The following is a 13784-nucleotide window of genomic DNA, read 5'->3' on the forward strand; positions in this document are numbered from 1 at the left end:
TCTACTTTAATAATTCTAGCTTTAAAGTCTCAGTTATTTCATCAACAATCTCAGAAGAACCAAAATACTGAACAGGGCCTGGACATGAATACAAATTATTCAAAGCCCACTTATCACGATTTTTAACAAACTCTTTAAATGGCCTTCCTTCTAAATCAACTAAAGCTTTTTTTATAACAGGCTTTTTCTCTCCATACCTCTCTTCCATGTTCATCAACATTGTTAGAGGCACTCCCCCCGCAATCCAATCTGTTGGTTTTAAATTTAAATTTTTTATGCAAGACATATAGCCTGTAAGACCATTTAAAATAAGAACAACGGCATTATATCCCAAGCTATAACAATAATCACTATCAAAATTAGAAGGAAAAGCGCTTCTACCTTCATAGCCAAAGAAATGATCAACTGGGATAAAACTTCCCTTATATTCTCCACTTTTTTTCAGTTCATTTAATCTTGATTGAACCATTTCAATAAACAATTTTTCAGTAGGAACTCTTGAAACATTGAAATTCCCATGGGGATCTCTTTCCAAAATTGAATTTACAAGTTCAAATTGAATAAACAAAGGCAAAGACAAATAAACTCTCTTCATATAATCACTAAGCCTAGAAACGAAAACTTCTTTCATCTCTTCAATATTAAGCCCTTTAAACTCACCTTCATTTTTATCAAAAATATCACATAATTCAACCATTAAAGACTTAACTTCTGGAATAAACTCAATCAGACCTTCAGGAACTATAACTATTCCAAAATTATCCCCATTTAAAGATCTCTTTAAGATAACAGACACCATTTCATCAACAATCTCAGCCAAAGTTTTCTTTTTAGCCAAAACCTCTTCAGACACAATGCAAATGTTTGGATGAGTTTTTAAAGCACATTCTAAAGCAACATGAGATGCACTCCTACCCATAAGTTTGACAAAATGCCAATATTTTTTAGTTGACATAGCATCTCTATATAAATTACCTATCAACTCGGAATAAATTTTTGTAGCAGAATCAAACCCAAATGAAATTTCAATATGATCATTTTTAAGATCAGCATCAATTGTCTTTGGAACTCCAATAACTTGAATATTCTCTCCTTTCTTTTTGAAATACTCAGCAAGAATAGCAGCATTGGTATTCGAGTCATCACCACCAATAATAATAATTGCATTAAGATTGTTTTCTTTGGCGACAAATAGAGCTTTGCTGTAATGTTCTTCAGTTTCTATTTTTGTTCTTCCAGAAGATACAATATCAAAACCCCCGGTATTTCTATAAGAATTTACCAAGCTTTCAGTAAGTTCAATTTTGTCATTTTCCAACAGGCCCAAAGGGCCCCCTTTAAACCCAAAAATCTTTGAATTTGGATTAAATTTTTTTATTGCATCAAAAACACCAGATATAACATTATGCCCCCCAGGAGCAGGCCCTCCAGAAAGAATAATTCCAATATTTAAAGCTTTTGAAAAAGATAAATTGGACTTTCCCTCGGTAAAACTTACAATTGGCAACCCATAAGTATTCTTAAAAAATTCTTTTAAAGCCTGTCTATCTTGAATTGCTTCGGTTTTTTCTCCATAAACCAAACTAATATTATTAAAATCTTTTTTTAAAATGCTTGGCAATTTAGGAACATACTTTTGCCTTTCTTGATTAAAAAGAGAAGTATTCATACATTTTCCTCCTAATGATTTAAGTTAAGCCTTATCATAACTTAAATATTAAAATAATTCACAATTAATATCTATATATGATTTAAAACTAACATAGCATCGCCATAGGAAAAAAATTTATAACCTGTATTTATAGCTTCTTCATAAGAACTAAACACAAAATCTTTACCTGCAAATGAAGATACTAACATCAAAAGAGTAGATTGTGGTGTGTGGAAATTGGTAAAAAGCATATCGACAAACTTAAAACAGTAGTTCTTGCCGGGATAAATAAAAAGATTTGTACTTTGCTGGCCTGTTTTAAACTTCTTAAGCTTATTATCATAAGATGACTCTAAAGCCCTAAGAGTTGTAGTGCCAATTGATAAAATTTTTTTACCAAGAAATTTCGCATTTTGCAATCTTTTAGCCACACAATCTTTTATTAAAAAAGTTTCAAAATGCATATTGTGTTCTTCGACCTTTTTTGATCTTACGGGAAGAAAAGTGCCAAGCCCCACATGAAGAGTGATAAAATCATATTCGATATTATTCTTTTCAAAAGCAGAAAACAAATCCTTGCTGAAATGCAACCCCGCAGTCGCAGAAGCTGCAGAGCCAACGTATTTAGAATAAACAGTTTGATACCGATCTTCATCCATTTTCTCATAATCTCTTTTAATATAAGGGGGTATGGGTACAAAGCCATGTTTTTCAAAATAATCTTCTCCAACATCAACATCAAATTTTAAAACAATCTCACTACTATTTTTTGACAAAATTTCACCTATTAATCCTTCAGGAAATTTGTAAAGATTTCCAACAATTTGCTTTTTAGACTTAGAAATAAGCGCAGTAAACAAATTGGTGTCAATTCTATCCAAAATTAAAACCTCAACATTACTGCCCATCTCTGATTCTGCATACATTCTTGATTTTCTAACTTTTGAATTATTAAAAACAATAAAAGTGTCGCTATTTATATATTTTAAAATATTGTTTACAGAATTTTCATGGTAAATTTTTTGCAATTTAGGATCCAGTACCATTAGTCTTGAAGATCCTCTTTTTTCACTTGGATATTGAGCTATTAAAGAATAGGGCAAATTAAAATGAAACTCTTTGGTTTTCATTAAGACTATCCTCTTTCATCTCTAAGTTTAAATGAAGATACGCAAACTCAGTAGCTTTACGCCCTCTGTGAGTTCTGCTGATAAATCCTTTCATAATTAAATAAGGCTCATAAAAGTCTTCAAGAGAATCTGCTGTTTCTCCCACAGAAATAGCTAAAGTATCAACACCTACGGGTCCTCCATTAAATTTCAATATTAAGCTTCTTAAAATATTTCTATCTTGCTCATCAAGACCTTCTCCATCAATTCTAAGCATTTCAAGCCCAATTGAAACAATGTCACTTGTAATAACCAAACTTCCGGTTACCTGGGCAATATCTCTTATTCTCCTTAGCAATCTATTTGCTATTCGAGGAGTCCCTCTTGAACTTCTTGCAAGAAGAAAGGCGGCATCCTCTTCTATTTCAATATTTAAAATAATAGAATTTCTCTTTATTATCTCAACAAGCTCTATTTCGCTGTAAAGTTCAAATCTTGCAGTAATTCCAAATCTCGCATAAAGTGGAGATGTTACTTTTCCTGGTTTAGTAGTAGCTCCAATCAATGTGAATTTTGGAAGTGGCATTCGAACAGTTCTTGCATTAGCGCCTTGCCCTATTACCCAGTCCAGCTCATAATCTTCCATGGCAATACAAAGCATTTCTTCTATTATTGGTCTGAGTCTATGTATTTCATCAATAAATAAAACACTCTTCTCATCAAGACCTGTTAAAATACCAATAATATCTTTGGGCTTGTCAAAAGCCGGAGCTGAAGTAATTTTAATCGAAGCATTCATCTCAAAGGCAATAATACTTGCAAGAGTGGTTTTCCCAAGACCTGGTGGACCACTTAAAAACACATGATCTAAGGCCTCATTTCTCTCTTTAGAAGCTCTTATAAAAATACTAAGGGTTTCTTTAACATTAACCTGACCTTTAAAATCTTCAAAAACTTTAGGTCTAAGCTCATTTTCACTCTTATCATATAAATAATTTTCATTAGAGTTTAAAAAACTTATACCATTTTCTTCTTTCATAAATACTCCTTAAAAACTATTTTTTCTCTATAAAAAACCAACAATTAACTTGATATTCTTTTTAAAACCTCCTTAAATAAAAACTGCTCCTTTTCAGAATCTTTTAAATTTGAAAATTCAGCTAAATTGAAAGCCTCTCTAATCTTACTATTAACAATTTTTCTATCAAATCCCATGCTAACAATTGATTCTTCTAATTCTTTAAATCTAAAAAGGCTAGTAGATTCAAGCTCACTATTAATCAAAAGCTTGCCTTGAAGATGTAAAAACATTTTACCAGCCATTTTTTTGCCAATACCTTTGATTTTAGAAACAAGCTCAACATCTTCTCTATCAATAGCCTCCTTAAACTCATTATACCTTATATTGGATAACACTCTTAAAGCGGCCCTTGGCCCTATTCCGCTTACTCCAATAAGACCCTTAAAGATCTCTCTTTCATCTGAATTCAAAAATCCAAAAAGTTTTAATTCATTTTCTCTCGTATAAAGATAAGTAAATAGCTCAACTTTGTCTGACAAATTAAAATTAGCAAGACAAAATGCACTAGCTAAAAGTTCAAATTCAAAAACAGTAGTCATTAAAACCAAACTAGATTCTTTTTTTTCTATAACTTTACCATGAATCTTATTTATCATATAATTAAATTATAAGTTATATTGCACAGAAACATCCAATTTAAAGCAAAAACCTTAAGTAAAAAAGGACACCAAATGAAAAATAAATTTCTAAATAACTATTTTCAATTCATTACAACTATTTTTTTAATCTTATCTATAACTATGGTGGCAGCAGAAGAAACAACAAGCACACTAAAAGTTCCCAATGGATTTAAAGTCGAAATTTTTTTAAAAAATACAATTGAAAAACCTAGGGGAATCACAAGCGATCAAGATGGAAACATATTCATAGGATCCGGGAGCAATTTTGCATACCTTGTAACAAAAAACAAAAAAATTTATACCATAGCAAAAACCCTGCAAAAACCTATTGGTATTGCTTATTGGGATAATAAACTCTATATATCTTCTGTCGATAAAATATATGTAGTTGAAAATGTAAAAGAAGAAATTAATAAAAGCATAAAATCAAATAAAGAATATACATGGAAAATGCAAATTTTTTCACTTTTACCAAAAAATAATACCAAAATGCACTCAGGACGCTACATTAAAGTAGATCCTAAAAATAACAAATTAATGGTAAACATAGGATCCCAACACAATGCTAAAATTCCTCCAAAAAAAGAAGCAATAATCCTTAGCATCGATTTAAAAACAAAAAAAGAAGAAATAGTAGCTTTTGGGGTGAGAAACTCAGTTGGGTTTGATTTTCATCCAACTAGCAATGAAATATATTTTAGCGACAATGGCCAAGATGGATTAGGAGACGACATTCCCCCGGACGAAATAAACGTAATAGCCGAATATAAAGAACATTTTGGATTTCCCTATTTGTTTGGGAAAAATCAAAAAAATTACAGTTTTTATAACAAGGCACCCAAAAACACTAAGTTTAGTCCATCTATTTATGAACTTCCTGCACATGTAGCTCCACTTGGAATACACTTTTACCAAGGAAATAACTTTCCAAAAGAATATATAAATAGATTATTCATAGCAGAACACGGCTCGTGGAACAGATCTTCTCCTGTTGGCTACAAAATAACTACACTAGACATTGATTTTAAAACTAGAACAGCAAAAAATTATAAAACTTTTTTATATGGATTTTTAAAGCCTGATAACTCTAAATTTGGACGCCCTGTTGATATAATCACATATTACGATGGCTCAATTCTTTTTACAGATGATTTTGGAAATAAAATATACAGGGTCTACTACGAAAAGATTTAAATAAAACTAACTTAATTCTTCTGGAATCTCTAAATTATGAATTACTTCCTGAACATCATCAAAATCTTCAAGCTTTTCAACAAGAAGAATTATTTTTTCTACTTGCTCTTTGTTTAAAGAAATTTTATTTTCAGGAATTAAAGCTATCTCTGCCATTTCTTCTTTAAATTTAGCTTTTAAAAAAGATAAAACTTTGTCAAAATCATCAGGACTTGTTATAACTTCAGCTTCATTGTTTGAAACTAAAATATCTTCAACACCAACTTCTAATGCAAATTCCATTATTTCATCCTCACGATATTTTTCTAAATTGTAAACAATAAGACCCTTTCTGTAAAACATATATGAGACTGAACCTGGGGTACCAAGAGATCCTCCACCTTTTGAAAGAACACTTTTTACATCACTAGAAGTTCTATTTTTATTGTCTGTTAAGCATTTAATCATTAGAGCCACCCCGTAAGGAGCATAAGCCTCATAAGTTATTTCAAAATATTCAACCCCTTCATTGCCGCCAATACCCTTTTTTATTGCCTTCTCAATATTATCTTTTGGCATATTGGCAACCTTGGCCTTATTAACAGCTACCCTTAGTCTCGGATTAGATTCAATATCCCCACCCCCTATTTTAGCTGCAATAGTTATTTCTCTTATTAGCTTTGTAAAAATTTTATTGCGCTTTGCATCAAGAGCACCTTTTTTTCTCTTTATTGTTGACCATTTGCTGTGACCAGACATTTATACCTCCACCAATTTTTCCAACCGATTTAAAACGTCAAACATCTTATTATTAATCAAATGAGCTTTAATTGTATTAAACATTAACATAAGAACCGTAACAGGCCCTATTCCTCCCTTAACAGGAGTAATAAATTTAACGCACTCTTTAATATTGTCAAAATCCGTATCGCCTGAGAGAATTTTTCCGTTATCAGTCTCAATTTCGGAAATACCAATATCAATCACATAAGGTTTTCCGCACAACATACTTTTATCTATTAACTTGGGCTTACCAACAGCAGAAATAATAATATCTGCCTGCCTTAAATAAACATCTAAATAAATACTCTTACTGTGACAAGCAATAACAGTTGCATCATAAGGTTTTGATGAGAGCAATATTGAAATAGGCCTTCCTACAAGGGGGCTTCTACCAACCACAACAACCGTTTTCCCCGATGTTTTTATCCCTTCATCTCGCAAAATCTTTAATACAGCAAGAGCTGTACAAGGAATAAATCCTTTTTTATCGCCCAAAATCATTTTTCCCAAATTAACAAAAGATAAACCATCAACATCTTTTGAATAAACTATGCCATTTAAAATAGAATTTAAATCCATGCCTTTCAAAAGGGGTAATTGAACAATAATTCCATCTGTACTTAAATTTTTATTTTCTCTATCAATCACTTGTAAAATATCGCTTTGAAGAGAGTTTGTAGAAAATTTAATTACTTCAACATTCAAGCCAATCTCTTTTGCAACCCGACTCTTGATTGAAACATAAAGCTTGCTTGCAGGCTCATCATTTGCTAAAATAACTTTTAATGCAATTTTATCTCTCAAGTCATGCTGCTTTAAGAATTCTTTTAGCATTAAATAATACTTATTCGCAAAATCTTTCCCATTAAACACAGTATTCAAAATATACCCCTTAAACCTAACAAGATTACCTTAATATTATACTTAGATTGTCAATATAAGAAAAGCTAAACGACCAAATTTCAAATTGTAATTAAATTTATTTTCAACTATAATAAACAAGGATAATAATTTTAAAAGAACGGAGAATAATGAGAAAGTCTCTTTTTATAACACTAATTACAGTCTTGTTAATTGGCGTAAACATAAAAAAAATTACGGCCGCAGTCAATATTGATAGGCATACAAACTCCACTTTAGGAATAGATTTAAGCGTTGGGGTTCCTGTTTTTTATAACGACTTATCAAAAGCTTATCCCACCAATTTATATCCGGGAGGTATTGGGGCAATAAAATACCAGTACCATATTTTAAACAATTTGGCAATTGGGCTTGAACTAAGATACATGTTTAACTTTGACATTAACCATTCTTTTAACATATTAAATCCAGATTCAAGTGTGGGTAAAATTTTTTATAGCGTGCCTATTACATTTTCATTAAATTATATATTTGATATAGGAGAATTATTTCAAATTCCAGTTTTCACAAATGTAGGATTTTCTCTTAATACATATGGAGATAGAAACAATAATATTACAAATTTAAGAACTTTTGATGCACTTCCTACAATATCTTTTGGATCTGGAATTTTATGGAACTTTAACTATAAATGGGCTTTCGGAGCAACAGCATCTTGGTGGATGATGTTTGAATTTGGAAATTCTGCTAAAATGGCGCATTTTGCACTTATATCATTATCAGTTACAGTAAATGTAAATAAATTGTAGGATAAAAATGAAACAAAAATATGAAAACTATTTTAAAAAAAAAATAATTTTAAACCTATTAATATTTTTACTACTAGCATGCTCAAGCGAGTCTATATTTTCCCAATTAGGAAATTTGCAAAAAATAAACCATGAATACAATATTTTAGGCAGTTCAAGTCCAAGAGGAATTTCTCTAGTAGGGAAAACTCTCTACATTGCAGCTATGAATTTATTTAAAAAAGAAAACGGCAAGATTGAAAAAATTGATTTGAGCAATTCTTATGAATTTATAAACGACATTGTAAATATATCTGGGAAAACCTATCTTTTAGCGCAAAACAAACAAGAAGAACTAGAAGTTTGCGAGCTAAATGGAAAAGACTGGATATTAAAATTTAAAAAATCACTAAAAGCATATAAATTCTTAAAATCCGTAGGAAGAGATGGCGTAAAAGAAGCATATATTTTAGCTATAGACAAAAATAATCGTGAGAAAATTTTTGATCTACAAGGATTTGACCAAACACCATCACAAGCTGCTGAAAATGACAAGTTTTACCAAATATCAAATGAAGATAACTTAATTACAGGAAATTCACTTAAAATATGGCAAATGAATACCAATACATACACAAACATAGACTATCAACAAGCCAAGGAAATAATGCCTATCATTAAAACAAGCATTAGGGGTTTTTCTGAAATTTTAGTAATGACTGGTGGTTATAATAATTTAGATACAAAATTTAAGGTGTACTCAAGTGCAAATAATTACACAACACCAATATTCAATCAAGACGAAGTAGGTGAATTTAGCGGCTACTTTGCAAGAGAATTTAATGATGCAATATTAATCGGAAGTAATAATGGATTTGCAGAATTTACAAAAAATAAAGACGGGATTTTTGCTCTACAAGCACCCTCAAAATCCGTAGAACCTGGGGCTTATAACGGATCTCAGCTAAGCAAAACGGGCCTTAATGATATTATTCCTGTATCAAGCAACACGATTTACATATTAACTCAAGGCAAAGGTTTGTGGAAATTGGAAAACAGAAAATTAACTAAAGAATAAAGAATAAAAATTTTTTATAAATTTCTCATATCTAAATTTATTAAAATCTCCATCATAATATTTTTTAATCTTAATTTTCAAATTGAAATTAATCTTAGATCTAAAATATAAATAATTTATATTATTCATATCAAAAATTCGACCCTCATCATTCATAACCTTGGCCTCAATATCTAAAAGGAGTTTGGCAAAAAAAATATCTCGAGTAATCACAAGGCTATGCCTATCTGCTAAATTCAAAATAAATGCATCAACATTATCTACCACTTCCAAAACAACATTTTCTGTTTTTTCCAAACTTAAAAATTTATTAGAAACTACAATAAGTTCTGATTTATTGTGTAATATAAATTTTTGTAAAAATTTTATTATCTTAAAATTACAAGAATCAGCATCAACAAAAATTTTATTTAACAATCTTATAGTCCACTACCTTAAAGGCCAAAAAAGAAACAATGGCATTTTTATTAATAGGTCCAAATATTCTAGAATCATTTAAAACATTTAAATTGTCATTTAGTAAAAAAAATTCATTTTTTTTTAAAGTAAAACACTTAACCACTTCGTCTGTATTAAAAAAATTATTCAACTTATAATAGCTAACCAAATTGCCATTCAAATAAAAAAAATTTGTATCCTTTTTATTTACCAGAACATTTAAACCTCTAACATACACAGAATCACCCTGAACAGCTGCTATTCTTGATACTTTATAGCTTGCTCTTTTAAAAATTTTATTTAAAAAAAAGAAATCTTTTATTAAAGTTAATAAAAAATTATTACTTAACCTAAAATCCTCATAAAGAACAATATCATTCATTTTCAAAGGAATAAAAAAAGAGGTTATATGTGTTGCTACAAAAAATAAACTAGCATTTTTTGTTATTGTTGGCAACATTTCATTACTTTTAATCATAAAAATTTGCAAAACAAATTTTGTGAAAAAAAAATTTAATATCAAAAATGATACAACGCATTTTAAAAAAACTTTTCTTTGCTTTTTCTTCAAAAGCCTTTGTTCGAAAGTTAAATACGGAGCCACTTTAAATAAATCCTACTCTAGAAAATGGAAGATATATTATCAGGGTTCTTCCAAGCACTTTATTCTTATTGATTACTCCAAAAAATCGACCATCATGAGAATTATCTCTATTGTCCCCAATTGGCAAAACATATCCATAAGGAACATAAATTCCACAATCTCTTATTATAGCTTTTTCCATATAATAATCAACATAGGGCATAAAAGCAGATAAATACTTATATTCCAATCTTTCAAACTCAAACCTGTCAATCATTCTAACGTCAAAAAATGAAAAATCGGGAGCGCTACTTAAATTTATATTTAACTGGCTCAAAGCAACAAACATAGCAAAATCACCATAAATCCCATAGTCCTCATTTGCCACAATTTTTTTAATTTTAAAATTTTTATCAACCAAATCCCAATAAGAATCTTCTAAAATAAAATTTTCCTCGCCTTCTCTTTTAATATAAGCTTTACCGCTATTAAATCTAACAATTTTACCATCTGCAAACACACCCCTTTTCACAAGAAATCTAACATTAGGATTGCCATATTCATCTCTATCAAGATCAATAAAAGATAACGTTAACATGTAAAGTATTCTTTGAAAGATATCAAAAAAAACACCCTTTGATTTATACTCTGGATTTTCAAAAATAATAATATCGGATTCCTCTGGGACTTTAAAACCATTAATCTTAAATAATCCTGGTAAAAGCTCGGGGCCATAAGAAAATTTATCTACAAATAAAAAATCCCCTATTTGAAGAGTATTTTCCATTGAACCTGATGGTATTTTATAAGCTTGAACAAAATATTGATTTATTACCAATACAAAAATTGCTGCTGCTATAAAATCAAACAAAAAGTTAAGCAAAAACCCTCGTTTCTTGGCCCTTAATTTACAAAAATATTTCTTTCTTTTTCTATATGTCAAATATTTCTCAACAATGTGTACCAAAAAAGATGCAAATTTATCCAATCTTCTTAAATACATAATCTAACCTCAAGAATTAAATCATACAAAATATTGACACTTATTTAAATACTTTTCTATACTTTAAAAGATGAAAGAGGTTGATGAGAATTCAAATATTGAGCTTTTTGAAGTTAAATTAAAGCCAATTCTAGGAATAGCGCCTAAGATTTACGTATTTCTTACAACAATAATATTGCTTTTAAGTTTAGTATCAATTTTAATAATCATACCTAAGTTTAAAAATCCAGGAGCATATTTAAAAATAAATTCCAACATTGCAAACACTTACATATATTTAAACGAAAAATATATCGGCAGAACTCCACTTAACAAATATATAAATGCCACTGAAGGAATTATTAGAGCAAAAAGGATGGGATTTAAAACCTACGAACAAAAGATAAAAATTCACAACAAATTTTTTGGAAACTACAGTTTGCAAATAAATTTAGAACTGGTTGATCCTGAAAAGATCATTAAACAAAGACAAAAAGAGCTCTCTATAATGGTTAAAATAAAAAATACTAATGAAAATACAAAACTAATTCCTGTATTTTCATTAATATCTAGTGAGCTCAAAAAATATCCTAAATACATTAAAAATTTTCTAAAAAATTCCATACCTTACTTAAATTCAATCGAAATGTTTAAAGATTTTCTAGATTCATATAAAGTCGTATATTCAATAGACCAAAACAATAACAATCAAGAAGAAATATGGAACTCTTTGAAAACCAATTTTGACTTAGAAAATAGAGCTATCTTTTGGTTTTTAGAAAATTTAGATAAAGATTTAAAAATGCTAACAAAAAATGAGCCTTGGGTTAAAACATTAGCCAAAACTCTAGACAATGAAAATATTCAATTAATTTCTAAAAATGAAAAAATCAATATAAAATTACCTGGATTTAAAAAAATAAATTCAAATAAAATCGAAAAAATCCATAATTATGAATTAGATTCATTAGATTCAAAAAATATTTCACTAAAATCTACCTATAGTATAAAAGAATTTCTTATTCAAGAACAAAATGTTACAAAATACGAGTATCAAGGTTTTTTAAAAGAAAATCCAAAATGGGCATTAAATAATAAAGAAAATTTAATTAAAGAACAACTTGTAGATGAAAATTATCTTAAAAATTTTAATCAAATAGGCTTAAATGAAGCTATCACAGGAATATCTTATTTCTCAGCAATAGAATACGCCAACTGGTACTCTAAAAAACTTCCTGCGGGATTTAAAGCAAGACTACCTATATCACAAGAATGGGAATTATACCAAAAAGAACCAAACAAAAACCCATTAAATATTAATGAAATATCAAAAAAAGTTGGATTTTGGAATTTAATGCAAAATTCATCTTTTAATGATATCGCAATATTCAAAAATGAAAAAAATTTTTATAACGAAAATTCAAATTTTTACTCATTGATAACAGAAATTAGAACATACTCTCATCAAAATAATAATTTACTCAATCCATCAACTAAAGCTTCTTTTTTGAAAAATTGGAGTTCTCCAAACATTGGTTTTAGATTGATTGTATCAAAGGAATAAAAGGAATAGATTTGAACACAAACACTTTGATTCTTGAAAACAAAAAAGCTAAATTTAATTACTTTATTGAAGAAAAAATCAGTTGTGGAATAGTACTAAAAGGAACTGAGGTAAAATCAATAAAGGCAAAAAAAATATCATTTAACAATAGCTTTGCAAGCATAAAAAAAGAAGAATTGTGGCTTGAAAACTTGCATGTATCAAAATATAAAGAAGGAAACATCTTCAATCATGATGAATTAAGACCCAGGAAACTTTTAATCAAAAAAAAGGAATTACAAAGGCTAAAAAAATTTAAAGAAAAAGAGGGATATACTTTAATTCCTATTAGTTTCTATTTAAAAAAATCATTAATTAAAGTAGAAGTTGGAATATGTAAAGGAAAAAAATTGTATGACAAAAGAGAAATACTAAAACAAAAAAGCATAAAAAAAGACCTTAGTAGAGAAATAAAATATAAATAAAAGCTCTTTTAATTACAATGAGCAATCACAATACAAAATTGCAATCACTCATTTTTATAATAAATAAAATTAATAGCTTTTTTTGAAAGACAGTTCAAAACCAAGAGCACTTGCTTGACTCATCGCAATATCAAAACTAGGCTCAAATCCTCCCAAAGCTATATTAAGACTATTTTTTAGCTTCCTATTATAACTATTAGCAAATGTAAATGGAAGAATAATTTCTGTCAATCTTGTCACAGCCATAGTAACCACACCCGCTAACATAACTCCCTTACCCCAGGTCCATTGGAAAGCAGCTTTTTTAGCATTACTATCAAAAGCTTTGATATCCAAATAAGCTCCCGTAAGTATAAGTCCTATACCAACCGCATCAAATCCAAGAATAAGAGAACCTCCAAGAATATCTCCTTGAGCAAAGGAGCCTATTCCAAACCCTAAAAAAAGGTTCAATAAAAATGGTACAATAGGATCTTGCTTGCTAGCTTCATAAACCAAAAGTTTTTCTCCAGCACTCATACCAAACACATCACTTTTAGAATCTTTAACTTGAGCAAAGCTAGAAAAAACACAAAAGGTTACCAAAACAAAAATTAAAAATTTATTCAT

The 13784-nt window shown here is 29.2% G+C and carries 15 protein-coding genes; 5 read left to right on the plus strand and 10 right to left on the minus strand.

The annotated features are described in order from the left end of the window. Position 1 precedes the first annotated feature (1 nt). The 4 genes from QIA22_RS00665 to ruvA form a co-directional block, all read right to left on the minus strand. The gene (locus QIA22_RS00665; RefSeq protein ID WP_301611257.1) at positions 2-1669 is read right to left on the minus strand and encodes a diphosphate--fructose-6-phosphate 1-phosphotransferase; all 1668 of its coding nucleotides are present in this window, start codon (positions 1667-1669) and stop codon (positions 2-4) included. 71 nt (positions 1670-1740) lie between these two features. Next, positions 1741-2781 carry a tRNA preQ1(34) S-adenosylmethionine ribosyltransferase-isomerase QueA gene (gene queA / locus QIA22_RS00670; RefSeq protein ID WP_301611258.1) on the minus strand — a complete coding sequence of 347 codons (1041 nt, stop codon included), beginning with the start codon at positions 2779-2781 and terminating at the stop codon, positions 1741-1743. Further along, complete coding sequence (gene ruvB, locus QIA22_RS00675; RefSeq protein WP_301611259.1) at positions 2756-3799, minus strand: Holliday junction branch migration DNA helicase RuvB; 1044 nt, start codon at positions 3797-3799, stop codon at positions 2756-2758. The genes queA and ruvB overlap by 26 nt, the downstream gene beginning before the upstream one ends. A 44-nt stretch (positions 3800-3843) precedes the next feature. Beyond that, positions 3844-4437, minus strand: a complete 594-nt coding sequence (gene ruvA / locus QIA22_RS00680; protein WP_301611260.1) for a Holliday junction branch migration protein RuvA — start codon at positions 4435-4437, stop codon at positions 3844-3846. A gap of 75 nt (positions 4438-4512) precedes the next feature. Between ruvA and QIA22_RS00685 the strand changes: the two genes are divergently transcribed. Then, positions 4513-5655, plus strand: coding sequence for a PQQ-dependent sugar dehydrogenase (locus tag QIA22_RS00685; protein ID WP_301611261.1), 1143 nt, complete (start codon positions 4513-4515; stop codon positions 5653-5655). A gap of 6 nt (positions 5656-5661) precedes the next feature. Here QIA22_RS00685 and QIA22_RS00690 read toward each other — a convergent pair whose 3' ends face one another. Beyond that, positions 5662-6393, minus strand: coding sequence for a YebC/PmpR family DNA-binding transcriptional regulator (locus QIA22_RS00690; RefSeq protein ID WP_301611262.1), 732 nt, complete (start codon positions 6391-6393; stop codon positions 5662-5664). Further along, on the minus strand, positions 6394-7299 hold the full coding sequence (locus QIA22_RS00695; RefSeq protein WP_301611263.1) for a bifunctional 5,10-methylenetetrahydrofolate dehydrogenase/5,10-methenyltetrahydrofolate cyclohydrolase: 906 nt from the start codon (positions 7297-7299) through the stop codon (positions 6394-6396). A 149-nt stretch (positions 7300-7448) separates the two neighbouring features. Here QIA22_RS00695 and QIA22_RS00700 point away from each other — a divergent pair, with 149 nt between their 5' ends. Continuing rightward, positions 7449-8087: a BB0027 family outer member beta-barrel protein gene (locus tag QIA22_RS00700; RefSeq protein ID WP_301611264.1), complete on the plus strand. Its 639-nt coding sequence runs from the start codon at positions 7449-7451 to the stop codon at positions 8085-8087. A gap of 7 nt (positions 8088-8094) precedes the next feature. Continuing rightward, positions 8095-9144, plus strand: a complete 1050-nt coding sequence (gene bamB / locus QIA22_RS00705) for an outer membrane protein assembly factor BamB (RefSeq protein WP_301611265.1) — start codon at positions 8095-8097, stop codon at positions 9142-9144. Here bamB and QIA22_RS00710 read toward each other — a convergent pair. The 3 genes from QIA22_RS00710 to lepB (QIA22_RS00720) are packed head-to-tail and all read right to left on the minus strand — an operon-like array spanning position 9130 to position 11168. Beyond that, positions 9130-9561, minus strand: a complete 432-nt coding sequence (locus QIA22_RS00710; protein WP_301611266.1) for a DUF188 domain-containing protein — start codon at positions 9559-9561, stop codon at positions 9130-9132. The genes bamB and QIA22_RS00710 overlap by 15 nt on opposite strands. Next, on the minus strand, positions 9551-10186 hold the full coding sequence (gene lepB, locus QIA22_RS00715) for a signal peptidase I (protein WP_301611267.1): 636 nt from the start codon (positions 10184-10186) through the stop codon (positions 9551-9553). The genes QIA22_RS00710 and lepB (QIA22_RS00715) overlap by 11 nt, the downstream gene beginning before the upstream one ends. A gap of 1 nt (position 10187) precedes the next feature. Further along, positions 10188-11168 carry a signal peptidase I gene (lepB, locus tag QIA22_RS00720; protein ID WP_301611268.1) on the minus strand — a complete coding sequence of 327 codons (981 nt, stop codon included), beginning with the start codon at positions 11166-11168 and terminating at the stop codon, positions 10188-10190. A 70-nt stretch (positions 11169-11238) separates the two neighbouring features. Here lepB (QIA22_RS00720) and QIA22_RS00725 point away from each other — a divergent pair, with 70 nt between their 5' ends. Then, a complete protein-coding gene (locus QIA22_RS00725) occupies positions 11239-12711 on the plus strand; it encodes an SUMF1/EgtB/PvdO family nonheme iron enzyme (protein WP_301611269.1) in 1473 nt (490 codons plus the stop codon). 11 nt (positions 12712-12722) lie between these two features. After that, positions 12723-13175, plus strand: coding sequence for an SsrA-binding protein SmpB (smpB, locus tag QIA22_RS00730; RefSeq protein ID WP_301611270.1), 453 nt, complete (start codon positions 12723-12725; stop codon positions 13173-13175). Between the two features lie 69 nt (positions 13176-13244). On the opposite strand, the gene QIA22_RS00735 is transcribed toward smpB, so the two are convergent. After that, positions 13245-13784, minus strand: coding sequence for a P13 family porin (locus QIA22_RS00735; protein ID WP_301611271.1), 540 nt, complete (start codon positions 13782-13784; stop codon positions 13245-13247).

It is taken from the genome of Borreliella kurtenbachii, assembly GCF_030437945.2.
Classification (GTDB): domain Bacteria; phylum Spirochaetota; class Spirochaetia; order Borreliales; family Borreliaceae; genus Borreliella; species Borreliella carolinensis.

Excerpts from the sequence above, each read along its gene's own strand:
- QIA22_RS00665 (WP_301611257.1), bottom strand. The coding sequence starts at position 1,669 with ATGAATACTTCTCTTTTTAATCAAGAAAGGCAAAAGTATGTTCCTAAA.
- queA (WP_301611258.1), bottom strand. The coding sequence starts at position 2,781 with ATGAAAACCAAAGAGTTTCATTTTAATTTGCCCTATTCTTTAATAGCT.
- ruvB (WP_301611259.1), bottom strand. The coding sequence starts at position 3,799 with ATGAAAGAAGAAAATGGTATAAGTTTTTTAAACTCTAATGAAAATTAT.
- ruvA (WP_301611260.1), bottom strand. The coding sequence starts at position 4,437 with ATGATAAATAAGATTCATGGTAAAGTTATAGAAAAAAAAGAATCTAGT.
- QIA22_RS00685 (WP_301611261.1), top strand. The coding sequence starts at position 4,513 with ATGAAAAATAAATTTCTAAATAACTATTTTCAATTCATTACAACTATT.
- QIA22_RS00690 (WP_301611262.1), bottom strand. The coding sequence starts at position 6,393 with ATGTCTGGTCACAGCAAATGGTCAACAATAAAGAGAAAAAAAGGTGCT.
- QIA22_RS00700 (WP_301611264.1), top strand. The coding sequence starts at position 7,449 with ATGAGAAAGTCTCTTTTTATAACACTAATTACAGTCTTGTTAATTGGC.
- bamB (WP_301611265.1), top strand. The coding sequence starts at position 8,095 with ATGAAACAAAAATATGAAAACTATTTTAAAAAAAAAATAATTTTAAAC.
- lepB (WP_301611268.1), bottom strand. The coding sequence starts at position 11,168 with ATGTATTTAAGAAGATTGGATAAATTTGCATCTTTTTTGGTACACATT.
- QIA22_RS00725 (WP_301611269.1), top strand. The coding sequence starts at position 11,239 with ATGAAAGAGGTTGATGAGAATTCAAATATTGAGCTTTTTGAAGTTAAA.
- QIA22_RS00735 (WP_301611271.1), bottom strand. The coding sequence starts at position 13,784 with ATGAATAAATTTTTAATTTTTGTTTTGGTAACCTTTTGTGTTTTTTCT.